At 71.7% G+C, this 25,179-nt stretch carries 22 protein-coding genes; 12 read left to right on the top strand and 10 right to left on the bottom strand.

The genetic code is table 11. The features are described from left to right. Positions 1 to 8 precede the first annotated feature (8 nt). A complete protein-coding gene (locus AC1DZC_RS13655; RefSeq protein WP_477039953.1) occupies positions 9 to 1,013 on the bottom strand; it encodes a glycosyltransferase family 4 protein in 1,005 nt (334 codons plus the stop codon). A gap of 202 nt (positions 1,014 to 1,215) precedes the next feature. On the opposite strand from AC1DZC_RS13655, the gene AC1DZC_RS13650 reads away from it, so the two are divergent. From AC1DZC_RS13650 to AC1DZC_RS13640, 3 genes are read left to right on the top strand one after another with little or no spacing between them, the layout of a single operon-like run. Beyond that, complete coding sequence (locus AC1DZC_RS13650) at positions 1,216 to 2,346, top strand: glycosyltransferase (protein ID WP_477043649.1); 1,131 nt, start codon at positions 1,216 to 1,218, stop codon at positions 2,344 to 2,346. A gap of 14 nt (positions 2,347 to 2,360) precedes the next feature. Beyond that, positions 2,361 to 3,359: a glycosyltransferase gene (locus AC1DZC_RS13645; RefSeq protein ID WP_477043648.1), complete on the top strand. Its 999-nt coding sequence runs from the start codon at positions 2,361 to 2,363 to the stop codon at positions 3,357 to 3,359. Then, complete coding sequence (locus tag AC1DZC_RS13640; protein ID WP_477043647.1) at positions 3,356 to 4,789, top strand: glycoside hydrolase family 130 protein; 1,434 nt, start codon at positions 3,356 to 3,358, stop codon at positions 4,787 to 4,789. The genes AC1DZC_RS13645 and AC1DZC_RS13640 overlap by 4 nt, the downstream gene beginning before the upstream one ends. A gap of 54 nt (positions 4,790 to 4,843) precedes the next feature. On the opposite strand, the gene AC1DZC_RS13635 is transcribed toward AC1DZC_RS13640, so the two are convergent. The 4 genes from AC1DZC_RS13635 to AC1DZC_RS13620 form a co-directional block, all read right to left on the bottom strand. Continuing rightward, positions 4,844 to 5,773: a bile acid:sodium symporter family protein gene (locus tag AC1DZC_RS13635; protein WP_477043646.1), complete on the bottom strand. Its 930-nt coding sequence runs from the start codon at positions 5,771 to 5,773 to the stop codon at positions 4,844 to 4,846. 157 nt (positions 5,774 to 5,930) lie between these two features. Beyond that, the gene (locus AC1DZC_RS13630) at positions 5,931 to 8,108 is read right to left on the bottom strand and encodes a helix-turn-helix transcriptional regulator (protein ID WP_477043645.1); all 2,178 of its coding nucleotides are present in this window, start codon (positions 8,106 to 8,108) and stop codon (positions 5,931 to 5,933) included. A 116-nt stretch (positions 8,109 to 8,224) separates the two neighbouring features. Then, on the bottom strand, positions 8,225 to 10,093 hold the full coding sequence (locus AC1DZC_RS13625; protein ID WP_477039959.1) for a glycoside hydrolase family 15 protein: 1,869 nt from the start codon (positions 10,091 to 10,093) through the stop codon (positions 8,225 to 8,227). A gap of 23 nt (positions 10,094 to 10,116) precedes the next feature. After that, positions 10,117 to 11,619: an FAD-dependent oxidoreductase gene (locus AC1DZC_RS13620; RefSeq protein WP_477043644.1), complete on the bottom strand. Its 1,503-nt coding sequence runs from the start codon at positions 11,617 to 11,619 to the stop codon at positions 10,117 to 10,119. Between the two features lie 373 nt (positions 11,620 to 11,992). On the opposite strand from AC1DZC_RS13620, the gene AC1DZC_RS13615 reads away from it, so the two are divergent. The 4 genes from AC1DZC_RS13615 (at position 11,993) to AC1DZC_RS13600 (ending at position 16,152) form a co-directional block, all read left to right on the top strand. After that, on the top strand, positions 11,993 to 13,450 hold the full coding sequence (locus tag AC1DZC_RS13615) for an MFS transporter (protein ID WP_477039961.1): 1,458 nt from the start codon (positions 11,993 to 11,995) through the stop codon (positions 13,448 to 13,450). A gap of 61 nt (positions 13,451 to 13,511) precedes the next feature. Beyond that, complete coding sequence (locus tag AC1DZC_RS13610) at positions 13,512 to 14,237, top strand: VIT1/CCC1 transporter family protein (RefSeq protein ID WP_477039962.1); 726 nt, start codon at positions 13,512 to 13,514, stop codon at positions 14,235 to 14,237. A gap of 11 nt (positions 14,238 to 14,248) precedes the next feature. Beyond that, positions 14,249 to 14,914 (top strand): response regulator transcription factor, encoded by a 666-nt coding sequence (locus tag AC1DZC_RS13605; protein ID WP_477039963.1) that lies wholly within the window; start codon positions 14,249 to 14,251, stop codon positions 14,912 to 14,914. Continuing rightward, positions 14,911 to 16,152 (top strand): sensor histidine kinase, encoded by a 1,242-nt coding sequence (locus tag AC1DZC_RS13600; RefSeq protein WP_477043643.1) that lies wholly within the window; start codon positions 14,911 to 14,913, stop codon positions 16,150 to 16,152. The genes AC1DZC_RS13605 and AC1DZC_RS13600 overlap by 4 nt, the downstream gene beginning before the upstream one ends. Here the strand turns inward: AC1DZC_RS13600 and AC1DZC_RS13595 are convergent. Genes AC1DZC_RS13595 through AC1DZC_RS13585 form a run of 3 tightly spaced genes read right to left on the bottom strand, consistent with a single transcriptional unit; the run spans position 16,109 to position 18,735 of the window. Then, entirely contained in the window at positions 16,109 to 16,843 is a 735-nt protein-coding gene (locus AC1DZC_RS13595) for an FAD:protein FMN transferase (RefSeq protein ID WP_477043642.1), read from the bottom strand. The genes AC1DZC_RS13600 and AC1DZC_RS13595 overlap by 44 nt on opposite strands. A gap of 24 nt (positions 16,844 to 16,867) precedes the next feature. Next, positions 16,868 to 17,368, bottom strand: coding sequence for an FMN-binding protein (locus tag AC1DZC_RS13590; RefSeq protein WP_477043641.1), 501 nt, complete (start codon positions 17,366 to 17,368; stop codon positions 16,868 to 16,870). Beyond that, the gene (locus AC1DZC_RS13585) at positions 17,368 to 18,735 is read right to left on the bottom strand and encodes a ferredoxin reductase family protein (protein ID WP_477043640.1); all 1,368 of its coding nucleotides are present in this window, start codon (positions 18,733 to 18,735) and stop codon (positions 17,368 to 17,370) included. The genes AC1DZC_RS13590 and AC1DZC_RS13585 overlap by 1 nt, the downstream gene beginning before the upstream one ends. 112 nt (positions 18,736 to 18,847) lie before the next feature. Between AC1DZC_RS13585 and AC1DZC_RS13580 the strand changes: the two genes are divergently transcribed. Continuing rightward, on the top strand, positions 18,848 to 19,351 hold the full coding sequence (locus AC1DZC_RS13580; RefSeq protein WP_477039968.1) for a DUF2231 domain-containing protein: 504 nt from the start codon (positions 18,848 to 18,850) through the stop codon (positions 19,349 to 19,351). Between the two features lie 119 nt (positions 19,352 to 19,470). Here the strand turns inward: AC1DZC_RS13580 and pdxR are convergent, their stop codons facing one another. Next, positions 19,471 to 20,943 carry a MocR-like pyridoxine biosynthesis transcription factor PdxR gene (gene pdxR, locus AC1DZC_RS13575; protein ID WP_477043639.1) on the bottom strand — a complete coding sequence of 491 codons (1,473 nt, stop codon included), beginning with the start codon at positions 20,941 to 20,943 and terminating at the stop codon, positions 19,471 to 19,473. An 81-nt stretch (positions 20,944 to 21,024) separates the two neighbouring features. Between pdxR and AC1DZC_RS13570 the strand changes: the two genes are divergently transcribed. The 4 genes from AC1DZC_RS13570 to AC1DZC_RS13555 are packed head-to-tail and all read left to right on the top strand — an operon-like array spanning position 21,025 to position 24,169. Then, positions 21,025 to 22,011: an aldo/keto reductase gene (locus AC1DZC_RS13570; protein WP_477043638.1), complete on the top strand. Its 987-nt coding sequence runs from the start codon at positions 21,025 to 21,027 to the stop codon at positions 22,009 to 22,011. A 39-nt stretch (positions 22,012 to 22,050) separates the two neighbouring features. Beyond that, complete coding sequence (locus tag AC1DZC_RS13565) at positions 22,051 to 22,680, top strand: TetR/AcrR family transcriptional regulator (RefSeq protein WP_477043637.1); 630 nt, start codon at positions 22,051 to 22,053, stop codon at positions 22,678 to 22,680. Further along, on the top strand, positions 22,677 to 23,396 hold the full coding sequence (locus tag AC1DZC_RS13560) for an ABC transporter ATP-binding protein (protein WP_477039972.1): 720 nt from the start codon (positions 22,677 to 22,679) through the stop codon (positions 23,394 to 23,396). Before AC1DZC_RS13565 ends, AC1DZC_RS13560 begins: the two co-directional genes overlap by 4 nt. Continuing rightward, on the top strand, positions 23,393 to 24,169 hold the full coding sequence (locus tag AC1DZC_RS13555) for an ABC transporter permease (protein WP_477039973.1): 777 nt from the start codon (positions 23,393 to 23,395) through the stop codon (positions 24,167 to 24,169). The genes AC1DZC_RS13560 and AC1DZC_RS13555 overlap by 4 nt, the downstream gene beginning before the upstream one ends. A gap of 36 nt (positions 24,170 to 24,205) precedes the next feature. Here the strand turns inward: AC1DZC_RS13555 and AC1DZC_RS13550 are convergent, their stop codons facing one another. Then, a complete protein-coding gene (locus tag AC1DZC_RS13550) occupies positions 24,206 to 24,988 on the bottom strand; it encodes a DUF4118 domain-containing protein (protein ID WP_477039974.1) in 783 nt (260 codons plus the stop codon). Between the last annotated feature and the right edge of the window lie 191 nt (positions 24,989 to 25,179).

Raw genomic sequence — 25,179 nt, 5'->3', positions numbered from 1 at the left:
GCAACGCGTCATCGCTCCGCAGCGGCGACACGTTCGAAGAGCAGCTCGTAGTCGTCGACCATGCGCCGGGCACTGAACCGGGTCTCGGCGTCCTGCCGGCACACCGTCCGATCGATCGCGGACAGGCGACCGACTGCGGTGACAGCGTCCTGGTCGTCGCGGACGAGGAATCCGTTGCGACCGTCGCGGATCAGCTCCCGCATCGAGCCCCGCGGGGTGGCGATGACGGGCGTGCCCGCGGCGAGCGCCTCGACGACCGAGAGCCCGAACGGCTCCTCGAAGTCGATGAGGTGCAGCAACGCGACCGCGCCACCCAGCAACCGGTCCCGCTCGACGGGCCCGACCGAGCCGACGAAGCGCACCCGCGAGCCATCGACGTGCGGCTCGACGAGAGACCGGAAGTACGGCTCGTCGTGCACGACGCCGGCAATGACCAGCGGCAGCCCGGATCGCTGCGCGACCTGGATCGCTCGGTGCGTGCCCTTGTCGGGATGGATGCGACCGAGGAACAGCAGGTACCCGCCGCCGCCCGTGCCGGCGGCGAACTGCGTGAGGTCGAGACCGTGGTGGATCGTCGCGGCATAGGTGAGGTCCCGATGGCGGTCGGAGTCGCTGATGGAGACGTAGTGCGCGATGTCGTCGTAGGCGCGATACACGCGCACGATGCGTTCCGAGGAGAAGCCGTGGACGGTCGTCACCACGGGCGTCGGAGTGAGACGGCTGTAGGTGAGCGGCAGGAAGTCGAACTGGTTGGAGATCACGTCGAACTGCGCAGCGCGCTCGAACACCGCCGCGATGTGCAAGGACTCGAACACCTTGACGTCGATCGTCGGGTCCTCCTCGTAGCCCGTCGGCGCCTCGGCGTGCAGTCGTGCACGAGTCTGCGAGTCGGCCGTGGCGAAGAGGGTGACGTCGTGGCCCCGCTCGACCAGGCCCTCGGCGAGGGTCGAGGCGACCTGCTCCCACGGCCCGTACGAGCGCGGTGGCGTGCGGTGTGCGATCGAGGCGAGCACGGCGATCTTGACGGGGTGCCTCCACGGCTGGACCGGCCACGGGTCCCCGAAGGGGACCGACCGCGACTGGTAGCCTAGCCATGCGGTGCCAGGCCCGGCTGCGCAGCGACCGGCGGGCCAGGACGCCCGGGGATGTCGATCAGGCCCCGCCCGAGGTCGGTAGCGCACTCCGCTGCAAGCACCACCAGTGCGAAGGGCCTTCATGGCCACCAGGTTCGGCATCCTCAGTACGTTTCCCCCCACGCAGTGTGGCCTCGCGACCTTCTCGTCGGCGCTCGCCACCCACCTCATCGAAGCCGGTGCCGACGTCTCGGTGATCCGGGTCGTCGACAGCCTGCAACCCCCGCTCCCGCTCGTCACCCACCAGCTGGTCACGGGAGCGCCGGACGAGGCGAGGGCAGCGGCGGCGGCGCTCAACGCCTGCGACGTCGCGCTGGTCCAGCACGAGTACGGAATCTTCGGTGGTCGCGACGGAGCAGACGTCCTCGACGTCCTCGCCCGGGTGCGCGTCCCGGTCATCACGGTCCTGCACACCGTCCTCGCCCACCCGACGCCCCATCAGCACGAGGTTCTCGCGAAGGTGGTCGCGGCGTCGACGGTGACGGTGACCATGACCGAGGCGGGTCGGCAGCGGCTCATCACGGGCTGGAGCGTGGACCCGGCGTCCGTCACCGTGATCGCCCACGGCGCCCGGGACGACCGCAGGATCGACGACACGGTCACGCCCGTGCGCACAACCCCCACGGTGCTGACCTGGGGGCTGCTCGGCGAGGGCAAGGGCATCGAGTGGGCCCTCGAGGCGCTGGCCGACCTCGCAGACCTGCGTCCCCTCCCGACGTACCGGATCGTCGGCGAGACCCACCCGAAGGTCCTCGAGCGCAACGGCGAGGCGTACCGGCGAGGGCTCGAGCGGCTCGTCGACCACCTGCGCCTCGGGCCGATGGTGCAGTTCGACGCCCGCTATCTCGACGTCCCCACGCTGCAGCGCATCGTGCGCTCGGCCGACGTCGTGCTCCTGCCCTACGACTCCCCGGACCAGGTGACGTCCGGTGTTCTGACGGAGGCCGTCGTCGCCGGGAAGCCCGTCGTGTCGACGGCATTCCCGCACGCGGTCGAACTTCTGTCCGGTGGCGCGGGACTCCTTGTCCCACGCCGCGACCCCGCCGCGATCGCAGCGGCACTGCGGCGCGTGCTCACCGAGCCCGGCCTCGCCGGATCGATGGCCGCCGCCTCGCGTGCCGTCGCGCCCAGCCTGCTCTGGTCCGCCGTGGCCGAGCAGTACGTCGACCTCGCCGCCGGCGTCGTCCGCGCGCGCACCCTGTCCGCGGCCTGATGTACCCCGCCCCGGTGTTCGACCACCTCGCACACCTCAGCACTCCGATCGGGCTGTTCGAGCACGCGCTGCTCACCGAGCCGCGGCCCGAGCACGGCTACTGCCTCGACGACGTGGCGCGGGGGCTCGTCGTGACGTCGCGCCAGCACGGGGCAACCCCGCAGGTCGACGCGCTGACCGACACCTACCTGCGGTTCACCCTCTTCGCTCAGGACGGCCTCGGCCGGTTCCACAACCGACGCGACGTGGCCGGTCGCTGGACCGACACCGCGACGGTCGAGGACCACTGGGGCCGTGCCCTCTGGGCCCTCGGCACGGCGGCGGCCGCCACCGGCGACCCCCGTGTGCGTCGGGCCTCGCTGGACGCGGCCGCCGTGAGCCTCGAACGCCGTTCCCCCTGGTGGCATGCCATGGCCTACGCGACGCTCGGCGCGGCCGAGGTGCTCGAGGTCCAGCCCGACAGCCGTGTCGCGTACGGATTGCTCTTGGATGCACGCACGGTCCTCGCCTGCCCGACCGACCCCGCGTGGCCGTGGCCGGACGCGCGTCTGACGTACGCCAACGCGGTTCTGCCGGAAGCGCTCGTCGCCATCGGTGCCGCGCTCGGCGACGACGAGGTCCTGCAGGCGGGGATCGACCTCCTGCACTGGCTCGTCGCGCAGGAGACCCACGAGGGCCACCTCTCGATGACCCCGGTGGGTGGCCGGACGCCCGGCGAGGGCCGGCCCGGCTTCGACCAGCAACCCATCGAGGTCGCGGCACTCGCCGAGGCGTGCTGGCGTGCCTTCCGCGCGACGCGGCACGAGGTCTGGCTGACCTATCTCGACCGGTGCGTCGGCTGGTTCCTGGGCGACAACGACACGGGGATGGCGCTCTACGACGACCGCACCGGCGGCGGCTACGACGGCCTGCACGTGCACGGGGTCAACCAGAACCAGGGTGCCGAGTCGACGCTCGCCGCCCTGTCCACCCTCCAGCTCGGGCGCCTGGCGCTCGTCCAGGCCGTGGCGTGACGCTCGTCGACGCCCCGCCACTGGTTCGGCGCACGCCGCACGTGCTGCGTCCGGACGCGGCGCGAGTGGTCAGTACCCCGTTCCTGCCGGGCGAGGAGATCCACGGGGCGGGCATCTCCCGCATGTCTGCCGTCCTCGGGCGCGTGCTGGCGCTGCCGGACGCCGAGGTGGAGCGCGCCCTCGCCGGGGTCATCGCGTCCTTCGGCCGGCGCCACCACGACCTCGTCGCCCTCCTCGACGAGCGGTTCGACCTCGTCGCACGCCACCTCGGCGACCCGGGCGGCCTGTCCGTGGAGCGGCGAAGGCTCATCGGTGCGTGCATGAGCCAGGAGTACGCGATCGAGTCGGCCGCCCTGTTCAACCCGTCGATGGTCGCGCACCCCGACCAGACCGGGCTGCCACCGGGGAGCACCCGGTTCGTGATGAGCGTCCGAGGGGTGGGTGAGGGGCACATCTCCTGCGTCGAACTGCGGACCGGTGTCATCGACGCTGCCGACGACATCACCTTCGACGTCGTCGGCCCGACGACCACCGTGCCGCGGCGCCACGAGAGCGTGCACTCCCGCGACGACCTGCGACGGCAGAACGAGGAGCTCGCGGGCGACAGCGACGACGCCGACGCGCTCCTGCGCTCGCTGCCCGCCACCTTCCCGGCCTCGGCGGTTGAGGCAAGCCCGCGGCTGGGATGGTTGGCAGCGTGCACGTATGACGTCGCGTTTGCCGCGGAGAGTGCGATCAGCTCCCGCGTGCTGCTCCCGAGCAGCCCCGCCGAGCGCCACGGCATCGAAGACCTGAGGCTCGTCGAGGTCGAGTACTCCGGCGGTCGGCGCAGCTATCTCGGCACCTACACGGCGTTCGACGGGGAGACCGTCGCGCCGCACCTCGTCGCCACCGACGACTTCCGCTCGTTCCGGATGAGCCGGCTCAGCGGTCCCGGCGCGAAGAACAAGGGCATGGCGCTCTTCCCGCGCAGGGTCGGCGGTCAGTACCTGGCTCTCTCCCGGTGGGACCGCGAGAGCAACTCGCTCGCCGGGTCCTCCGACCTGCGGCACTGGGACGACCTCGGCACCTTGAGCTCCCCCGACCGGGCGTGGGAGATCGTCCAGGCGGGCAACTGCGGGTCACCGATCGAGACCCCCGCCGGATGGCTCGTCCTCACCCACGGCGTCGGACCGATGCGGCAGTACAGCATCGGCGCGATGCTTCTCGACCTCGACGACCCGCGTCGCGTCCTGGGCAGCCTCGCGGAGCCGTTGCTGACCCCGTCGCCCGACGAGCGCGACGGGTACGTGCCCAACGTCGTGTACTCGTGCGGGGCGTTGCTGCACGGTCGGACGCTCGTCCTGCCGTACGGGTGCAGCGACGCAGCGATCCGGGTCGTGCTCGTCGACCTGCCAGGGCTGCTCTCGGCCATCACCGCGGGCCGGTGAGGGACGCCGTCGAGCAGTCGGGCGGCGGGCCGGAAGCGCGTCGACGCAGCGTTTTCAGGTCCTGGGTAGAGCTTGCGTGGGTGGGCCTGGAGCGTGAGCCTCGGACGGTTCAGCAGCACGTCTCCACATCAGCACGAAGAGCAGCACGATCACGAGGCCGACCGTGTTGAGGATCGTGATCGACACGGTGATCAGGGGGTCGGCCCCGAACGGGAAGATCATCATCAGGAGCATCGGCGCGATGTTGCGCACCGCCGTGGTCGTCTCGGTCGCGTGCCTGATTCTCACGTCCTTGACGCGCAGGACGGACACGAGCAGGTAGCCGCACCCGAGGCCGATGAACGGGCCGGCGAAGGCAGCGATGTAGCTCTCGGTGCCCCAGGTCTGCACGAACTGGCTCCAGTAGGCGGCCAGCGTGAAGTTCAGGTTGAAGAGCAGGCACAGGATGGCCACCCGGACGGCCCATCGCGCCAGCTGCGGCGTCAGGTCGGGCCACCACAGCCGGAAGCCGCACCCGAGCACCATGGGGAGCAGCAGGAAGAGCAGGAGCGGCCACGCGATGTCCCACGACGAGGTGCTGAGCTGCACGTCGACGGCATCGATCGCGAGAGGCAGACCCACCGGCAGGGCGACGATGGTCGCGACCGTCAGGACCACCAGGAGAGTCGTGGCGATGCCGACGTCTGCCCTGGCCAGCTTCGCGAGGACGGGGGCGAAGGGCATTCCCGCGCACAGGGCGGCGATGCAGAACCCGGCCTTGATCTCGTCGGGGATGGACGACGCCACCGTCAGCAGGTACCCGATGAACAAGGCGGGGATGACGACGAAGTTGATCACCAACGCCCACACCGCGATCTTCCAGTGCGCAACGGCTTGAGCCAGGAGCTTGCCGATCGACAGCCGCAGACCGAGCCCGAACGAGTTCAGGATCACGAAGAGGACGCCGAACCCGTTGATCAGGATGCTCTCGCTGGATTGTGCCATCGTGTCCCGTCCTCTTCGTGAGCGGCCGATCAGGCGAGCGGGGATGGTCGCCGGTGGCCGCGACCGGGTCGAGCAGCGCCGGCCGACTCTGCCAATGTGGCAGCGGGCCGATCAGGTGCGCGTCATCCCCGGCGGGTGATGCCGCACCCCGTGTGGGCTACGCCCCGTCGAGACGCTCCCAGAGAGCCACGGCCTCCATCCGCGACGAGACGCCGAGCTTGCGATAGCTCGAGATCGCCTGCGTCTTGACCGTGTTCCCGGTGATCCCCAGGCGCTCGCCGATCATCGGGAACGTGAGCTGGGTCGCGAGGTAGGGCATGAGTCGAACCTCGGCCGGGGTGAGCTTGTCGACGCGCCCCTCGGAGCTGGCCTCGTGCACGAGCATGCCGATCGCCTCGACTCTCTCCGGCAGGTTCCCGAGTCCCGGGCGCCGCCGCATGATCTCGGTCGCCTGCTGGACGGTCGCGGAGGCTGACTGGAGATCGCCCAGGGCCAAGGACGCCTGCGCCGTGGTCAGGAGGGCCTGCGTCGAGACCACGGGCAGGGCGTGGGTGAGCAGCGGGCGCAGGTCGAGCGCGTTGCGTGCGTGCCGGGCCGCCTCCGTGCGCCGACCCTGGTGCACGGCCGTTCGCGCCGACCAGGCATGGACGAGCGCGCTCGTCCAGTACGACCCGTAGCCACCTTCGGCGACGATCTCGGCCGCACGCCGGACGGCCGGCACAGCAGACCTCCACTCGCCCCGCTCGACGGCGACCGTCGCGCGCTCGCAGAGCACCATGGCCACCAGCGGATCGATCCCCGCGGCCTCGCCGGCCTCCAGGGCCTCGAAGAACAGGTCGTCGGCGCTGTCCAGCTCGCCGGCGAGCAGGGCGGCGAGTCCCTGCGTGTGCAGCATGGTCACGCGGAACGGGCTCGCGGCAGACATCCCGTCCCATGCCTGACGAGCATCGAGCCGCATCTGCTCAGCGCCCTGTCGGGCCTCGATCGCCCGCAGGTAGGCGAGCGTCGCCGCGACCGTGCTCCCGTCCGAGAGCGTTCCGTCGCCGGCCGCCTCGCTCGCCATCGCCGACCAGCGGTCAGCCCGTGCGGGCTCCCCGACCAGCGCGAAGATGAGGGCGGCGTGTGCGGCGACCGCGGGAAACGCGGGAAAGTCGTTCGCCTCTTCGAGCCACGACATCCATCGGTGCACGGTGTCGATGCGACCGCTCGCCCAGGTCGTCTGGGCGCACTCGAGCACCATGCGCGCCAGGCCCGCCACGTCCCCGCCTCGGTGCGCGTGCTCGATGGCCCGTTCTGGCATGCCGTTGTCCGCCAGCCAGCCCGCTGCCCGTTGATGCAGCACCGGGACGAGCATCGGCTCCTTGCGATGCAGCTCTGCGCGCAGCAGGTCGTGGAGCAGGGGATGGCACTCGTACCGGTCGCCGTCCCGTCCGACCGGCCGGATCACCCGGTCCGTCGCCAGGTGGTCGAGCGTGGCGCCGGACGACCGAACGCGAAGCACGGCGTCGCACATCGGGCCCGAGAGCTCGTCGAGGATCGCGCAGCGGATCAGGAGCGACGTCTCGCGGGGACCGAGGCCGGACATCACCTCGGCGCGCAGGTACTCCCGGACGAAGCGGTCGTCGCCGGAGAACGTCGACGCCGCGGCCTCCCCGCCCTCGAGGGTCGCCATCGCGGCCAGGGCCACGCCGGCAGGCCAACCCTCGGTGCGGTCGTGCAGCGCGTCGGAGGCCTCGGCCGACAGCCTGACGCCCAAGGACTCGAGGACCTGCGTCTGCTCGTCGACCCGCATCGAGAGCTGTTCCTCGTCGAGCTCCAGAAGGTCGCCGGCCGCACGGAGCCGGGCGATCGGGAGCCGAGGTCGGTTCCGGGAGGCGAACGCCACGCGCCAGCTGTCCGGCAGCCGGTCGATGACGTCGGTCAGGACGTTGAGGCTTCCCGCCTGCGTGACCTTCTGAAGATCATCGAGCACGAAGACTCGCGGGGGGCTGGAACGCGCAGCCGCGACGAGTGAGGCGACCGTCACGATGCCCGGTCCCAGCCCGGCCGCCTCGCCGAGCGCTGACAGGAGGTGGGCCGGGTCGTTGTCCTCGTCGACGCAGATGTGCCACGCGGCCAGCCCTGCCAGTCGTTCCGCCCATTGGTGCAGGACCGTCGACTTGCCGTACCCGGGACCTGCGACGAGGGCGACCACCCGGAACCAGGTCGCGCTCAGCCTGTCGAGAAGGTCCCGGCGCGGCAGCAGGACGAGTCCGGTGCGCGGCGTCAGAAGCGCGACCGTGGACGGCGTCCGCAGGGCCGCCGACGAGCTTCGGACCGTGGACCAACCGGGCAAAACGGGACGTTCCCCCACGTCAGGCACACTACCGCTCGGTCGCACGGGCACCGCAAGCCCCCGGGCCGTGCCGTCCCGGGTACACCGACGTGTGAGCGTGACGTCGGTCAGGTGTCTCAGAGGGACATCTCGTGAACCCTCTCGGCGAGGATGATGCGTGCTGCGGCCTCGATCAGTGCGAGGTGCGAGAACGCCTGCGGGATGTTCCCGAGGTGTCGCGCGGCGTCCACCTCGAACTCCTCGGCATAGAGGCCGAACGGCGACGCGATCCGCAGCAGGCGTTCCATGAGGTCCAGCGCCCGCTGGTTCTCGCCCACGACCATGAGTGCGGACACGAGCCAGAACGAGCAGATGATGAACGTGCCCTCCTTGCCGGACATCCCGTCGTCGGTCTCGTCGGTCTTGTAGCGCAGGACGAAGCCGTTCTCGGACAGCTCGTCGGCGATGGCCAGGACGCTCGCGTGCAACCGCTCGTCCGTGCCGGGGAGCAGGCCGAAGTGCGCCGCCAGCAGCGTGGACGCATCGAGAGCATCCGTCTCGTAGTGCTGCCGGAGGACCCCGCGGTCGCTGACCCCGTGCTCGAGGATGTCCGCCTTGATCTCGTCGGCCGTGGCGCGCCAGCTCGACTCCAGGTCGGGTTCGCCGCGGATCCCGGCGAGCTGGGCCGCGCGGTCCATGGCCACCCAGCACATGATCTTCGACGACACGTAGTGCTGCGGCTTGCCCCGGGCCTCCCAGATGCCCTGGTCGGGCTGCTGCCAGACCGCCGCCGCGCACTCGGCCTGCGCCTTGACGATCGGCCACAGGCGCGCGGGCAGGCGCTCGCTGCGGCGCGTGTGCAGGAGGATCGAGTCGAGCACGGAGCCGAACACGTCGTTCTGCCGCTGGTCGAACGCACCGTTGCCGAGCCGGACCGGTCGCGCGCCCTGGTACCCGGTCAGCTCGTCCCGGGTGGTCTCGGTGAGGTCGCGACGACCGTCGATCCCGTACATGATCTGCAGCCCACCGTCCTCGTTCGCTTCGACGTCGGCGACGAACTGCATGAACTCGTCCGCCTCCCAGTCGAGCCGCAGGTAGTGCAGGGCCTGGAGCGTGAACGTCGAGTCGCGCATCCACGTGTACCGGTAGTCCCAGTTGCGCTCTCCGCCGGGGGTCTCCGGCAGCGAGGTCGTCAGGGCCGCGACCGTCGCGCCCGTCGGCATGTAGGTGAGTCCCTTGATCACCAGAGCCGACCGCTCGACGTAGGGCCGCAGGCGGTGATCGGGCAGCAGCGCGCGGCTGAGCCAGCGCCGCCAGAAGTCGCGGGTCGCCGCGATCCGCGCCGTCGCGTCGTCGGCGGTCGTGGGGCCTTCCAGCGCGGCGCCCCAGGACAGCGCACAGAACACGGTCTCGCCCGCGGAGAGCTCGTGCCGGGCCCGGAGCGCGTCCCCCTCGACGCCGAGCGCGAGGTCCGTGGTCAACCGCAGGGACACCCCAGCACCGCTGATGTCCGCCGTGTGCGCACCCGGCGCGCCGAGAGACCACGGTGCGCGGTGCCGGCCGTAGTCGAAGGCAGGGTCGCACACCAGCTCGACCCGCACCGTGCCCTCGAGGCACGTCGCGGTCCGCACCAGGACGTGCTCCGCGTCGTCGTCGGCGGGAGGGCGGGTGTGCGGGGTCGTGTCGTCCGCGCCCTCCCGCCGCACCATCGTCAGCGCGTCGCGGATCTCGAGCCAGCCCGACGGCGTGTGCCACGTGGTGACCAGCACGTTGGTGCCGGGGTCGTAGGCCCGAGACGTCGGCACGTTGATCCCGTAAGGCGCGAACCGGAAGTAGCCGGCGCCGCGGTCGAGCAGGCTCCCGAAGATGCTCGGGCTGTCGAACCGCGGGGCGCACAGCCAGTCCACCGACCCGTCGGGTGCCACCAGCGCGCCGGTGTGGCAGTTCGACAGGAAGGCGTACTCGGCGATCGGCGGGAAGGGTGAGGCGGGGCTGTTCGCGTCCATGGGTTCCTCCTTGAGTGGTTGTCTCAGCCGAGCCGGTCCAGCAGGTGGTCGCCCACCCGCAAGGCGTTGGCCATGGCTGTCAGGGCCGGGTTCACCGCGCCGATGCTGGGGAAGAAGCTGGTGTCGACGACGTAGAGGTTGTCCACCTCGTGCGCGCGGCAGTCCCGGTCGAGCACCGACGTCGCGGGGTCGTCGCCGAAACGGACCGTCCCCGCCTGGTGCGCGAAGTCAGCGACGGCGGTGTCGGCGCTCCTGGACGAGTCGCGTCGCACCAGAGCGTGCCCGGGCACGCCGAGGTTGCCCAGGACGCCCTGCAGCCGCCCGTACAGCTCGTCGAGCGGGCGCCGGTTGTTCGGGGTGTAGGCCAGCACGACGTTGCCGCGGATCCCGAGCGTCACGCGGTTGGCGGGGTCGGGCAGGTCCTCCGTGCACAGCCAGAAGTCGACCGCGTGCTCGGCGGCCCCGTCGGCTGGGAGAGACGACGTGCCGCCCAGCTGCACGTTGCCCATCGGGAACCTGAAGGTCTCGTCGCCGAAGTAGAAGTCGTTGATGCCGAGCGTCGTCTCGGAGCGGGTGTCGGGGCGCTCGCGCGAGGTCGCCATGTACGTGCGGCGGTTCTGGAACATGACACGCCGTCCCACCTGGTCGGAGCCGTTCGCCAGCCCTCGGGGGTGCCGGTCGTTGGCGCTGGCCAGCAACAGCTTCGCCGAGTTGACGGCGCCCGCCGACACGACGACGACATCGCCCGAGAACCGCTGGTCGACGCCGTCGACCTCCGCCACCACCGAGGTCACGGCCCGTCCGGAGTCGTCCGTCCCGAGCCGGCGCACCTGGGCGTTGGTCACCAGGGTGACGTTGGGATGCCGGAGCGCGGGCCGCACCGCGATGACCTCTGCGTCCGCCCGTGCGTGCAGCAGGCTGGCGGACCGGTCGCAGGCGGCGGGCCGGACGCGCGCGCTGGACGCCGCGCTCGACTCGTCCACCACGATCCCGCAGGGAGCGTGATAGGGGTGCAGGCCGAGGGCAGTCAGGTCGCGGGAAAGCTCCTGGATCCGGCGTTCGGGCAGGACCGGGGGGAAGGGGTACGGGCGGCTCGAGCGGGGTTCCGTCGGGTCCTCGCCGCGTGTGCCGTGCACCTGGTAGAGGTCCTCCGCCTGGTCGTAGTACGGCTCGAGCTCGTCGTAGGTGACCGGCCAGGCGGGGGAGACGCCGCCGTGGTGGCGAAGTTCGCGGAAGTCCTTCTGCCGCAGCCGGTCGAGAGCGGCGTCGTAGACCTTCGTCGCACCACCGACGGCGTAGTGCACCTGCGGCTGGAACGCCGTGAGGTCCGAGTCGTACCAGGTGTCCGGCGAGGCGTACCGGTCCCCGACGAGCACCTCGGTCGCGTCCCCGCTCGAGGACTCGCGTGGCGACCAGCCGCCCCGCTCCAGGAGGAGGACTCTCTTGCCCGACGGTGCGAGGCGGTGCGTCAGGGTCGCGCCGCCCGCGCCCGACCCGATGACGACGACGTCGTAGTGGTCGGTCATCGCACCCACATGTTCACGTCGGCGCTCCTTCATCGAGAGGCGCGGACCGAGCCGTGCCGGGTCCGCTGTGCGCCACCGACGTCGCTGGCGTCCCGCCGATCTGCACGCCCGTTCCGGGGGTCGTGGTGGCGCCGGCGTGCCCCGGTCTGATCGTCCGGATGTCGCCCCGACGCCAACTCGACACTAAGGGCGTCGAGCGTGACCGACCATCATGCCGACGGGATGACGACGGCGGCCGCTCGACGGTGCTGGACTCGACCTGCACCTCACCGTCGAGGACGTAGGGACGCGTCCAGCTCAGGGCGCACGAGGGAGTTGTCGCCGTGGACGCTCAGACCTGGACGCGCGCCGCTTCGACCGAGGAGGTGACCCGATGAGCACCAGCGCGGTCATCCGGTCGACGATCCCGGCGCGGCTGGATCGACTCAGCTGGACCCCGTTCCACACCCGGATGGTGGCCGGCCTCGGCGCGGCATGGATCCTGGACGGGCTCCAGATCACGATCTCGAGCTCCGTGACCGGCGTGCTGACCAGCCCGGAGACGCTGGGCATGACCTCCGAGGAGATCGGGCTCATCGCGTCGGTGTACCTGATCGGCGAGATGCTCGGCGCGCTGGTCTTCGGCCGCCTCTCCGACAAGCTCGGACGCAAGCGCCTGCTCATCGTCACGCTGCTCCTCTACCTGCTGGGTACCGGTCTGGCTGCGTTCATCACCGGTCACCACACCGGGTGGCTCGTCGCCTTCTACGCGACCAGGTTCATCGCCGGCATGGGCATCGGCGGTCAGTACGCGGCGATCAACTCCGCGATCGACGAGATGATGCCGTCGAAGTACCGCGGGCGCGTCGACATCTGGATCAACGGGACCTACTGGGCCGGCGCCATCATCGGGTCCTTCGTCTCGCTCATCTTCCTCAACGCGTTCCCGATCAACGTCGGCTGGCGCCTGGCCTTCCTCATGGGCCCGGTCCTGGCGCTGGTCGTGATCATCGTCGGAAGAACGCTGCCGGAGAGTCCTCGCTGGCTGATGAGCCACGGACGCGTCGACGAGGCCGAGCAGGAGCTCGCCAAGATCGAGGACAACGCACGCCAGCACGGCCAGGTGCTCGAGCCTCTGGACGACAGCAAGGCGATCTCGCTCGTGCCTGATCAGAAGTACGGCTATCTCGTCTTCCTGCGACTCGTGTTCCGGGAGTACCCCAAACGCGCCGTCCTGGGCGCCACCTTGATGATCACGCAGTCCTTCCTCTACAACGCGATCTTCTTCACCTACGCCCTGGTGCTGACAGAGTTCTACGGGGTCTCCGCCACGAAGGTGCCCATCTACGGGCTCGCGTTCTCCATAGGCAACCTGCTCGGGCCGCTGCTGCTCGGCCCCCTGTTCGATACCGTCGGCCGCAAGAAGATGATCTCCGGCACCTACCTGATATCGGGCGTGCTCCTGGCCATCAGTGCGTGGATGTTCGGAGCCGACATCCTGGACGCCACGACGCAGACCCTCGTGTGGGTCATCATCTTCTTCTTCGCCTCGGCAGGTGCCAGCTCGGCCTACCTGACCGTGAGCGAGACCTGGCCCATCGAGATCCGCGCCGAGGCCATCGCCGTGTTCTTCGCGATCGCCCAGATCTTCGGCGCCATCGGACCGTTCTTCTTCGGGTGGCTGATCGGCGACGGGCAGGATCGGACCGGCCTGGTCGTCGGGTATGTCATCGGTGGCCTGATCATGGTGATCGGTGGCATCGTCGAGATCGCCTTCGGGATCAACGCGGAAGGAAAGTCCCTGGAGGACATCACCAAGCCGATCACGGCGGTGGACGAACCCGCGGCCTGAGCCGGCGAGGCCAGCCACACCTTCGTGGCGCCGCGTCGTCGAGCGGCCTAGCGTCGATGTCATGGCAGCGTTCGGGGGAACGACGGCCCGGCTGGTCGACGACGGTCGGGGCCGCGACGCTGCGCGGCTGAACTGGCTGCGCGCCGGGGTGCTCGGCGCCAACGACGGGATCATCTCGACGGCGGGCCTGGTCGTCGGGGTCGCCGGGGCGACGACGCAGATCGGGCCGATCCTCGTGGCGGGCATCGCCGGACTGGTGGCGGGTGCGGTGTCGATGGCGCTCGGCGAGTACGTGTCCGTCAGCAGCCAGCGGGACGCGGAGCGCGCCTTGATCGAGCAGGAGCGGCGCGAGGTGGAGAGCGACCCCGAGGGCGAGCTGGACGAGCTCGTCGGGATGTACGAGTCCAAGGGCCTCTCGCGTGGCACGGCCCGCGCGGTCGCCGAGGAGCTGACCGCCCGCGACCCGCTGGCAGCGCACCTGGACGTCGAGCTCGGTCTCGACCCCGGGGCTCTGACGAACCCGGTGCACGCGGCGATCTCGTCGGGCGTCTCCTTCACGGCAGGGGCGCTCCTGCCGTTGCTGGCGGTGTCGCTCGCCCCGGCGTCGGTCCGGGTCGCGGTGACGTTCGCAGCGGTCCTGGTGGCGCTGGCCGTCACCGGCGGGATCAGCGCGCATCTTGGCGGTGCCCGACGGCTGCCGGCCGTGGTGCGTCTGGTCGTCGGCGGAGCCGTGGCCATGACCGTGACCTACGCCGTCGGCCGGCTGCTCGGCGTCTCCGGTCTGTAGGCGAGCGAGACATGGGGACCGGGGTGCCGCTGCTCCTGGTCGAGGACGACCGCCAGCTGGCCGAGATGCTCGAGCAGATCCTGTCCGGCGAGGGGTACGACGTCGACGTCGCACCGGACGGGCAGCGCGGCCTGCACCTGGGACTGACCCGCAGCTACGACGTCATGGTCCTCGACCGTGGCCTGCCTGCGATCGAGGGCCTCGACCTCCTGGCCCGGCTGCGCTCGCGGGGTGTCTTGACGCCCGCGCTGGTGCTGTCCGCGCTGGGGAACCCGGCCGACCGGGTCGCCGGCCTGGACGCGGGGGCCGAGGACTACATGAGCAAGCCGTTCGACCTCGACGAGCTCGCCGCCCGGCTGCGGGCCCTGCGTCGACGGCATCACGACGAGGCGACGACGATCCCCGTGCCGGGCGGCTCGCTCGACCTCGGCTCCCGGGAGGTCACGCTCGGCGGCGGACGGTCCGTGGGCCTGACCGAGCGCGAGAGCGCCCTGCTCGAGGTCCTGGCGCGGCGGCCCCGCCACGTGTTCAGCAGGCCTGACCTTCTGGACCGGGTGTTCCCGGACGCGGAGGACGAAGGGGTGGTCGACACCTACGTGTACTACCTGCGTCGCAAGCTCGGCCGCACGACCGTGTCGACTGTCCGGGGCTCCGGCTACCGCCTGGGTGACGCATGACCGACCTGACGGCCCACGAGCGACTTGTCGTCCGACGTACGTCGTGGCGGCTGGGCCTGCAGATCGCCGGGCTGGCACTCGTGGTGCTCGGCGCGGTGTCCGCCACCGTCCTGGTCATCGTGAGCCGGTCGCAGCACGCCGCGTCCCTGTCCCAGGCGCGTGCGGCGGTGCACTCCATCGACGACGTCCACGACGCCCCCGCCGGCATGTGGGTCACGGTCGTCCACCACGGCGAGCAGGAGTCCTCGGCCGACCTGCCGACCGGCCTCCCCGACGTCGATGCCCTGCGCGACGTGGCCGAGGCCGGGAACGACGTGCGCACGACCGTCTCCACCGGTGCCGGGGAGGTGACGGTCGTGACCGGGCGCTCCGGGGACCGGGTCGTGCAGGCCGCGATCGACCCCCGCGCCGGCCACGAGGAGCGTGAGCGGCTCGTCGCTGCGCTGCTGGTCGCAGGCGGCGTGGGGGTGGCACTGGCCGGACTGGGTGGGGCGTGGCTCGCCCGTCGAGCGGTCAGGCCGATGGTGGGCGCGCTGAGCCTGCAGCGGCGCTTCGTCGCCGACGCCAGCCACGAGCTGCGGACACCGCTCACGCTGCTGTCGACGCGGGCCCAGCTGCTGGACCGGCACATGACGGCCGACTGGGGGACGTCGCCGCCGGACCGCGTGCAGCACGACGTCGACGGGCTCCTGGCCGACACCGCCGCGCTCACGGCGGTCCTGGACGACATGCTGCTGGCGGCAGACGCCCGGTCGGTCGACCCGGTCCCGGTCGACGTCGCCGGTGTGGCCGACGACGTCGTCGAGGCGGCGCGCGCGTCCGGGCAGCTCCGCGGCGTCACGCTCACCCGGTCCGGCGAGCCCCGCGCCGTCGCGCTGGCGTCGGCCCCCTCGGTCCGACGGGCTGTGACTGCGCTCGTCGACAATGCCCTCGACCACGCGGCCGGGAGCGTGGAGGTCTGCGTCGAGGTCGCATCCGACCGCGTGTCGGTGTCGGTGCGTGACGACGGTCCGGGACTGTCCGCCGACGAGGCCGACCTGTTCCGACGGTTCGCGTCGCACCGTAACGAGACGGACGGCGAGCCCGGACGGCGCCACTACGGGATCGGGCTGGCGCTCGTCGCCGAGGTCGCGTCCCAGCACGGAGGCTCGGTGCGGGCGGAGTCACGTTCCGGCGGGGCCGCCGGAGCGGTGATCACCCTCGAGCTGCCAGCAGCTCCGCGCCCGCCGGGTCGGTGAGGATCCGCCCGTCGGCGGCCACGGCGATCACCGCGGTCGCGCCGGCGCCGGACGCCCACCTGATGCCGTCGGGCCCGAGCGCCAGGACGCTCGTGGCCAGCACGTCGGCGGTCGTGAGGTCCGGGGCGACCACCGTCGCGGACAGCAGGGCCGTGGCGGGCGCACCCGTCCGGCCGTCCCACACGTGGTTCCCGCGCTCGTACGTGCCGGACGTCGCGACGGCACCGTCGCGCAGCTCCAGGACGGCCAGGAACGCCTCGCCGCCCAGCGGGTCCCGCACGGCCACGTGCCATCCCCGCCCGGCCTCCGGCTCGCCACGGGTCACCACGTCGCCTCCCGCGTTCCAGCAGAAGCGCGTCAGCCCGCCGGCCGCCAGGATGTCCGTGGCCCGCTGGACAGCCCACCCCTTGACCACGCCGTCGGTGTCCACCGACCCGTCGGGGCGGCGGACCGAGAAGGCCCCGCCCGAGTCCCGCCAGGCCCGCCCGGCAACGCCCAAGACCTCTCTCAGGTCCTCGGACAGGTCCGCCGGGAGCAGCTCGCCGCGCCCGAAGCGGCTGACTTCGCTGCGCGGGTCGTACCGGCTGAACCGTCGGTCCGCCGCGTGCAGAGCCGTGAACGCTCTCGCGACGAGGGCGGGCGTCGTGGCCGGGTCGCCGTCTCGCACGTCCACCGACACGGGGATGCCCATGACCGTCTCCAGCCGGCGCACGCGTCAGCCCCGTTGGTCGATCGCCGACTGGACGGACTCGCGGTAGCCCTGCGACGTGTACGTGGCGCCCGAGACCGTGTCGATGTGCGCCGACTGCGCGGCGATCACCTCCTGGGCCAAGCGCGGGACGGAGCGTTCCGAGATCTGCGCGCTCTCGCGCTCGCGGCTCGGCGACTGCAGCGTCTGCACATCGGTGATCTGGCTGCCTGTGAAGGTCACCGCGACCTGCACCGAGCCGTAGCGGTTCTGCGCGACGGCACCGACGATCGTCACGGTGTCGGACGTCGTGGTCGAGCCGCCGTCCGTGCCGGTCGCGTCGGGCCCGGCGGCCGTCGACCCGCTCGGCGCGGAAGGGACCGCCGATCCGGTGCCCTGCGCTCCGGCTGCAGGCGCCTGGGTGGCCGGCTGCGGCACGACGCCGGCGAACCGGCTGACACCCGCGGCGGCCATCGCCGCTGCGGTGCCGACGAAGATCAACGTCCCTCGCCACGGTCGGGAGGCCATCAGCCCAGCTCCTCTCGGTGGATCGCCGTGGCCGGCACCCCGAGGGCGCGGGCCGAGCGAGCGACCGTGGACATCATTGCGTCGGGTCCGCAGACGAACACGTCCCGCTCGGCGATGTCCGGGACGGTCCGGGCCAGGTACGCGGGCGCCAACGGGTCGTGCCGGAGCTGTGTGCGCCGGCCGGGGACCGGGACGTAGCGCAGCCACGGCGACGGTGTGAACTCATCGGCGAGGGCCAGACCGTCTGCGGTGTGCGCACGGTGGATCACCACGATCTCGTGGCCGCGTGCCAAGAGCTCCTCGGCCAGCGCGCGGATGGGTCCGATCCCGGCGCCGCCGGCGACCAGAAGGACCTTGGTAGCGGTCGCGCGCTCCGCGGTGAACCGGCCGAACGGTCCCTCGACGAGCACGCGTGTCCCGGGCCGGATCTGCGCGACGGCCGAGGAGTGGTCGCCGAGCGCGCCGACCGTGAAGCGCAGGCTCTCGTCCGTCGGGACCATGGACAGCGAGTACGGGTGGGCCGTGCCGAGGTGCCCGCGTGCCAGGAAGCGCACGAGGAAGTACTGGCCACCCTGGGCACCGAGCCGCTGCAGGTCCGCGCCCTCGAGCCAGACGCTCGCCAGGCCGCGTCCCTCGGGCACGACGGCCGTCACCCGCAGGCGATGTCTCCCGTGGTCCAGCAGCGGCAGGGCCACGCGCCACGTGACGATCGCCGCAGCGGTCCCCACGTACAGGAGGATCCAGGCGAGCCGGGCCAACGTGTCCGACACGAAGTGCGTCCCGCCCGCGACCTGGTGGAAGAACGTCAGGAAGATCGCCACGTAGCTCGTCAGGTGGACGGTGAACCACACCTCGTACGACAGGCGCTGCCGGGCCAGGCGGGCGCTCGAGAGCCCGACGGCAAGGAACAGCGCCGTGCCGATCACGGCGGGCCACAGGTACGGCTGGGTCGCCAGCACCCCCGGCACCTCGGACCACACCGTCGTCCGGTCCAGCCACGCACCGCCGAGGATCATGAGCACGACATGGGTGACGATCAGCAGGACGACCGTGGTCCCGAGCGACCGATGCCACGACACGAGGCGGTCGAGCCCGACGGACCGCTCGAACCAGGGCACCCGTGCGATCAGCAGGAGCTGCGCACAGACGAGGAACGACCCGAGCAGACCGGCCAGCTCGCCCAGGCTCATCACCGCACCGCCCGGCGTCGCCCCGACCAGCGGCGACGTCCCCAGCCACCAGAACATCAGCACCGCGAGCGAGCCCGCCCACAGCGCGGTGAGCACACCCGACGGACCACGCCCCGTGCGCCGTGCCACGGGGGCGGCGACCATCGGCCGTGCGTCGTGGGCGGTGGTCGTTGCCATGCCGACGAGTCTGCCGCCGCGTTCTCAGAGGATTCTCGGAACGCCTACCTGTAAGAAACCTCTGAGAATCCGTCCGTAGCGTCCCGCTGGCATCCCAACGACGGAGGTCGGCGTGAACGAGGTCAACGGTCTGCCCACGCACATCCTGCTGGTCCACGCGGTGGTGGTCCTGCTGCCGCTCGCCGCGCTGCTCGTCGCCGTGACCGCGTGGTGGCCGACCCTGCGGCGCAAGCTCGGTGTGCTCACGCCGCTGCTCACCCTCGGCGCCACGTTCCTGGTTCCGCTGACCACGCACTACGGCGAGTGGCTCGAAGGTCACGTGCCCCAGTCCGACCTGGTCGAGGAGCACGCCGCGTTGGGCGACCAGATCCTCCCGTGGGCGCTGGCACTCTCGGCGCTGTCGGTCGCGGTCTGGCTGTGGGGCCGATACATCGACGCCCACGACGGCGCGCGCAACGGGAGGGACCGCTGGCTCGGGGTCGTCGGCGGGATCCTGGCGGTCGTCGTCGCCGCGGGCACGATCGTCGCGGTGGTGCGCGCGGGAGACTCCGGCGCGCAGGCCACCTGGGACGGCAGGGTCTCCACGCAGCAGTCCGGCGAAGGCGACGACGGCTGAGGGACCGTCGCCTCGACAGCGAGATCCGGCGGGCTCATGCCTCCGTGGAGGATTCTCGTCGCGAGTGCCTCCATCCTCAGGCGGCGAAGACGCGAGGGCTCCGCGCAGCGACCGCCCGGCTATGACCCGTGGGTGCTCGGAGCTCGCGAGCCGGCGAGCCCGCGGGCTCCGTGCGACGCCGCCTCGCCGACGGCCGCGGCCAGGCGGGCCACCGCCTCGTCGAGCCGTGCGTCGACCAGGTTGCCGTACCCGACGACGAGCGCCGGTGGGCGGGTCACGGTCCCGACGCGATAGCGACCTGCCGGCACCACGCGCACGTCGCGTCGCGCAGCCAGCCGGGTCACGCGGTCCTCGTCCGCCCCAGGCGGCAGCCCCAGCACGACATGCAGGCCCGCCGCCAGGCCAGTCACGGGCAGGCCCGGCAGCCGTTGCGCGAGCGCGGCGAGCAGTGCCGCCCGTCGGCGCCGGTACCGAGCGCGGGCCGAACGCAGGTGCCGGTCGTAGCCCCCGTCGGTGAGCAGCGCCGCGCAGGCGAGCTGGTGCAGAGACGGCGGAGCGCTCCCGTCGACGTCGAGCCCGACGCGCGCGGCGGGGACGTCCTCAGGAGGGACCAGCCACCCGACACCGAGCCCCGGGGCGAGCGTCTTGCTCCACGAGCCCACCAGTGCGACGCGGTCGGGCGCGAGCGCGCGCAGTGCCGCCACGGGGCGGCGGTCGTAGCGGAACTCGGCGTCATAGTCGTCCTCGACGATCAGTCCGTCGACCGAGCGGGCCCATCGGACGAGCGCCTCGCGCCGCGCCGGGACGAGCGCGGCGCCGACGGGGAACTGGTGCGAGGGCGTCACCAGCGCGGCGCGAGCTCCGGTGCGCTCGGCCGCCGCCACGAGTGCATCGGTGTCCACCCCGTCCTCGTCGACCGGCACCGGCACGGGGTGCAGGCCGGCGGCCGCCGCGACGTCGCGCAGCCGCGGCCAGCTCGGGTCCTCGACGAGCACGCACTCATGGCCCGCGGCGCGTAGGGATCTCGCCAGGCGCATCATGCCGTCGGCTGCGCCGTGCGTCACGACGACCGTGTCCGGATCGACGAGCGCCGCACGCGTCACGGTCAGCCGATCGGCGAGCGCCTGTCGCAGCGAGGGCACACCCCGGGGGTCCGGCGCGACGAGGTCGCCAGGGGTCGCTGTCGCGACGGCCGCGCGAACCGCCGAGACCCAGGCCGCACGCGGGAAGTGGCGCAGGTCCGGCACACCCGGCCCGAGGTCGAACGCGGGCCGCGGATGGACGGCGCGGTCGGGAGCCCGGGTTGGCGTGGGGGTGGGCCACGACGTGGACGCGACACGGGTGCCCGCGCCCGTGCGAGCGTCCAGCACGCCCTCGGCCGCGAGGCTCCCGTACGCCTCCGTGACCACCCAGCGTGAGACGCCGAGGTCGCGGGCCAGTGATCTGCTCGGGGGTACCGGGTCGCCCGGGCGGAGGCGTCCCTCGCGGACCGCCGCACGCAGCGCCCGCTCGAGCGCGACGTGCACCGGCTGGCCGCCCTCGATGGTGACGAGCACGTCACCGATCCACCGATTGGTCTGGTCATCTGCCACAGAAATGGACCGTACTCCCGGTCCGCTGCCCGCCTAGCGTCGGATCTGTCACCGAACGACAGCCGTCACCAGGAGAACACCATGCAGCAGCGCACCATCGGCTCCGGCCCCACCTCCACCGACGTCAGCGTCCTGTGCCTCGGCACCATGCACTTCGGCACGCACACGCCGCGTGAGACGGCCTTCGACGTCCTCGACCGGTTCGTGGATGCAGGCGGAACGTTTCTCGACACCGCGAACAACTACAACGCCTGGGACGCGGGCGGCCACGGGCACGAGAGCGAGGACGTGATCGGCGCCTGGCTGGCGTCACGCGGGCTGCGGGACCGTGTCCGCATCGCGACGAAGTGCGGCGCCGCCAAGAAGGACCCGGCGCTGCCCCTCTCGGGCACACCCCCGACCAACTACCAGGGCCTGAGCGCCGAGACCATCCGCCGCGAGGCCGGCACGAGCCTGCGCCACCTGGGCGTCGATCGGATCGACGTCTTCTACGGACACGTGGACGACCGCGAGACCGCCCTGGAGGAGACCGTCGGAGCATTCGGCAAGCTCGTGGCCGACGGGATGATCGGCGTGCCGGGCATCTCCAACGTCACGACGTGGCGCGTCGTCGAGGCACGCGAGACCGCCGCTCGCCTGGGTGTCGAGCCTTACGGGCTCGTCCAGCAGCAGGGCAGCTACGTGTACCCGAGCCCGACGCCGTTCCGGTACAACTGGGTGTCCGGAGACCTGCTCGACTATGCCGCGTCCACGGGGGTCGACGGTCGTCCGCCGCTCGCCGTGACGGTGTACTCGCCGCTGCACCAGGGGGCGTACACACGCGCCGACAAGTCGCTGTTCGGGGGCGCCGACCACCCGAGCAGCCGGCGTCGGCTCGAGGTGCTGCGCGAGGTCGCGCGCGACGCCGGCGCCACGGCGAACCAGGTCGCGCTCGCGTGGCTGCTCGGGGGGCCGACGCCCGTCATCCCGATCGTCGGCGCCCACTCCGTCGCGCAGCTCGACGAGTCGTTGGGCGCGCTCGACCTCGTGCTCGACGACGAGCTGCGCGCCCGCCTCGACGAGGCCTGACGAGCTCCGCGTGCCCACCGATCAACCCCTCGAGCGCCGGTGGAAGGGTGGCTGTCGACATCTGAAAAGTTAGTGACTAACATTTCAGGCATGGAGGCGACTGAGCGCCTGGTCCGCGGCGGTACGAAGGTTGAACGCACCCGTGCTCGGCTGCTCGCCAGCGCCTTCGAGCTGTTCGCGGAGCAGGGATACGAAAAGACGACGGTCGCTCAGGTCGCACAGCGCGCAGGCGTGACGGAGATGACCTTCTACCGGCACTTCCGGAGCAAGGGTCAGCTGGTCGTCGACGACCCGTACGACCCGCTGATCGCTGCCGCGATCAGCTCACAGCCGCACGAGCTGCCGCCGATCGTCCGCGCAGTACGCGGCGTCCGGGCCGCGTGGGAGGGGCAGCCGCTGGACGACGACGACACCCTCAAAGCGCGCATCGCGCTCGCCGGCGCGACCCCGAGCCTGCTTCCGGCGGTCCGAGCCGGAACCGCTGCGACGGAGGCGGCCATCGCCGAACAGCTTGTGGCCGGTGGCACATCGCCGTACGACGCCGCCATCTGTGCCGCCGCTGTCATGGGCGCGCTGATGACAGCGCTGCTCGACTGGCCACGACGGGAAGGCGTCACGCTCGGGCGCGCCATCCTGCGTGCTCTCGACCTCCTGGAGCACGGGCGATGACCGACACCCTCCTGCTCATGGCCGGCGTCGGCTACGCCTATCGCGGCGGTGCCGGTGTCCACGACGTCGACCTCGAGGTCCGCGCCGGGGAGGTGCACGCACTCGTGGGTCTCAACGGAGCGGGCAAGTCGACGCTGATGAAGCTCGTGCTCGGCATGCTCCGGCCCCAGCGAGGCGCCATCGAGGTGCTCGGGAAGAAGGTCGGCGAAGCGGACCGCGAGGTGTGGAGAGCAGTCGGGGCTTTCGTCGAGCATCCGCTCGCCTACGGCGAGCTCGACGCGTCGACGAACCTCGCGCTGGCGGCCCGCCTGCACGGAGTTGCCTCGCGCGACGTCGCCGGGACGGTCGACGCCGTGCTCGGCGAGCTCGACCTCGCGAAGTATTCGAGGGTCCTGGTGCGTCGCCTGTCGGCGGGCAACGCGCAGCGGGTCGGGCTCGCCGCGGCGCTCGCCCACGGCCCCCGGCTGATGGTGCTCGACGAGCCCACGACGGCGCTCGACCCGGCCGGGATCATCACGCTTCGCGAGGCGTTGCTCCGCCGTGCCGCGGCCGGCGCAGGCGTGCTCGTCTCCAGCCACCACCTCGACGAGGTCGCTCGCATCGCCGACCGGATCTCGGTCATCGCTGAGGGCCGGATGATCGGGTCGCTGGACCCGGGTGGCGTCGACATCGAGCGCGCATTCTTCTCCAAGGTGCACGCGGCGGTGACCCGGTGAGCGGCTTCACGACTGCGATGGTCGTCGAGGCGCGCAAGGCGGCGGCGTCGTCGACCTTGCGCGCGACCGGGGTGCTCCTCGCGCTCGGAGTGCCGGCGATCGTCGCCGCGATCCTCGCGGCGGCGCGCGGCGGAGGTACACCGCAGGCGCGTGCACAGCTGCTGGCCAAGCTGGGTCCAGAGATCGCCAAGGCCGACTGGCACGCCCTGGTCCTCGCCTCCACCCAGGTCACGGCCGCCGCGTCGGTGTTCGCGTTCGGGCTCGGAGCCGCGTGGCTCGTGGGTCGCGAGTTCGCCGATGGCACGGCACCGGCCCTCTTCGGGCTGCCCGTGAGCCGCCCGGCGATCGCCGCGGCCAAGCTTGTCGTGCACCTCGGCTGGGCCGCGCTCGTCTCGCTGGTCCTCGCCGGGACCCTCGCCCTGGTGGGGCTGGGCTTCGGGCTCGGTGTGCCCGGGGAGGAGGTGGTCGTCGGTCTCGTCCGGATCGTCGTTCTCGGTGTGCTCTCTGCCCTCATTGCGCTCGCAGCCACGGTCGCGGCGACGCTAGGCCGCGGCATCCTTCCCGGCGTCGCCGTCGCGGCCGTGACCATCGTCGTCGCACAGATCTCCGTGTTCACGGGCGCAACGGCGTGGGTCCCACTCGCTGCTCCGGCTCTGTGGGCCATGGATCCCGGCGCGGTGTCCGGGGGCCCCCTGGCGCTCGTGGTGGCCTTCGGTGCGGCATGCGCCGCCCTCACCATCGCCCTGTGGAACCGGCTCCAGCTCGCGCAATGACCGGCTGCGGGACTCAACGCTCCGTCGTCCGACGGGTCACTTGCCTGGGGCACGACCTGGCTTCGTACCTGCGGCCAGGGCGGAGCCGACCTGGTCAGCGAGCAGGACGACGACGCGGCGCTGTTCGACTGTGGGTCGGACGACCCGCGTCGACGCGGTGAGTGCGAACCGGCCCTGAACAACACCGCCGTGGCTGACGTCGAGCGCGATGACGTCTTCGGTCGGCAGTCCATGGCGGTCGACGTCGACCTCGGCGCCGCGCTGTGTGACCGAGCCGTCGTGATTCAGCCGGGTCGTCGAGCGGCTCTCCGTCCCGCTGGGCTCGAACCGGCACGAGTCGATCTCGAGGATCGCGACGATCTGCCGCCGGACGCGGTCGATCAGAGCATCCGGTGACGTCTCGACCTGGGCGACGACGTCGGCGGTACCGAACACGCCGTCGAGGTAGCCGGCGCGGCGACTCGCCCGCGCCTCCTGGCGGCGGCCCCACAGAGCGAGCTCGCTGACCGCGAACCCGACAACCAGCAGCAGGACCGTCGCCTGGATGTCGTCGCTGTTCGTGACCTTGAAGCTGCCGTACGGCTCGGTGAGGAAGAAGTCGAACCACGCTCCGGCGGACAGGGCGGCCAGGATGCCGGCCGACCGGAGCCCGGTAGCGGCGGCGGCGACGACCAGGAGAACCATCGCGAGCGCCGCCGTGGTGGTCGTCACCCGGCTCCCGAGCGCGTGCAGGGCGGCCGCGACGATCAGCGGTGCCAGCACCGCGAGCGCGAGCAGGACTCCTCGAGGAAACCGGACGAACGACGGACTGGCCACCATGACTCCTGCTCTCGCGTGGGCTCGGGACACGTCGTGGCGGCCTGGGTCGACCGCGCGACCATCGAGCCGTGAACCTCCAGCTCGAGTGCCCGTGCCGGGTGTTCCTCGAGCATGACGCCCCCGGCGGCGTGCGCGCCGACAACGTCGCGTCAAGACGTCGGACGTAGCCGTCAAGGTTCCGTCAAGGCCAC

Source organism: Cellulomonas sp. P2_B4 (assembly GCF_056404795.1).
This window is presented reverse-complemented; position numbering and strand designations above follow the sequence as displayed.

What these genes read in the sequence shown, in the direction of transcription:
- AC1DZC_RS13650 (WP_477043649.1), top strand. Translation starts at nt 1,216, where the DNA reads ATGGCCACCAGGTTCGGCATCCTCAGTACGTTTCCCCCCACGCAGTGT.
- AC1DZC_RS13635 (WP_477043646.1), bottom strand. Translation starts at nt 5,773, where the DNA reads ATGGCACAATCCAGCGAGAGCATCCTGATCAACGGGTTCGGCGTCCTC.
- AC1DZC_RS13625 (WP_477039959.1), bottom strand. Translation starts at nt 10,093, where the DNA reads ATGGACGCGAACAGCCCCGCCTCACCCTTCCCGCCGATCGCCGAGTAC.
- AC1DZC_RS13620 (WP_477043644.1), bottom strand. Translation starts at nt 11,619, where the DNA reads ATGACCGACCACTACGACGTCGTCGTCATCGGGTCGGGCGCGGGCGGC.
- AC1DZC_RS13615 (WP_477039961.1), top strand. Translation starts at nt 11,993, where the DNA reads ATGAGCACCAGCGCGGTCATCCGGTCGACGATCCCGGCGCGGCTGGAT.
- AC1DZC_RS13610 (WP_477039962.1), top strand. Translation starts at nt 13,512, where the DNA reads ATGGCAGCGTTCGGGGGAACGACGGCCCGGCTGGTCGACGACGGTCGG.
- AC1DZC_RS13605 (WP_477039963.1), top strand. Translation starts at nt 14,249, where the DNA reads ATGGGGACCGGGGTGCCGCTGCTCCTGGTCGAGGACGACCGCCAGCTG.
- AC1DZC_RS13600 (WP_477043643.1), top strand. Translation starts at nt 14,911, where the DNA reads ATGACCGACCTGACGGCCCACGAGCGACTTGTCGTCCGACGTACGTCG.
- AC1DZC_RS13595 (WP_477043642.1), bottom strand. Translation starts at nt 16,843, where the DNA reads ATGGGCATCCCCGTGTCGGTGGACGTGCGAGACGGCGACCCGGCCACG.
- AC1DZC_RS13590 (WP_477043641.1), bottom strand. Translation starts at nt 17,368, where the DNA reads ATGGCCTCCCGACCGTGGCGAGGGACGTTGATCTTCGTCGGCACCGCA.
- AC1DZC_RS13585 (WP_477043640.1), bottom strand. Translation starts at nt 18,735, where the DNA reads ATGGCAACGACCACCGCCCACGACGCACGGCCGATGGTCGCCGCCCCC.
- AC1DZC_RS13570 (WP_477043638.1), top strand. Translation starts at nt 21,025, where the DNA reads ATGCAGCAGCGCACCATCGGCTCCGGCCCCACCTCCACCGACGTCAGC.
- AC1DZC_RS13560 (WP_477039972.1), top strand. Translation starts at nt 22,677, where the DNA reads ATGACCGACACCCTCCTGCTCATGGCCGGCGTCGGCTACGCCTATCGC.
- AC1DZC_RS13550 (WP_477039974.1), bottom strand. Translation starts at nt 24,988, where the DNA reads ATGGTGGCCAGTCCGTCGTTCGTCCGGTTTCCTCGAGGAGTCCTGCTC.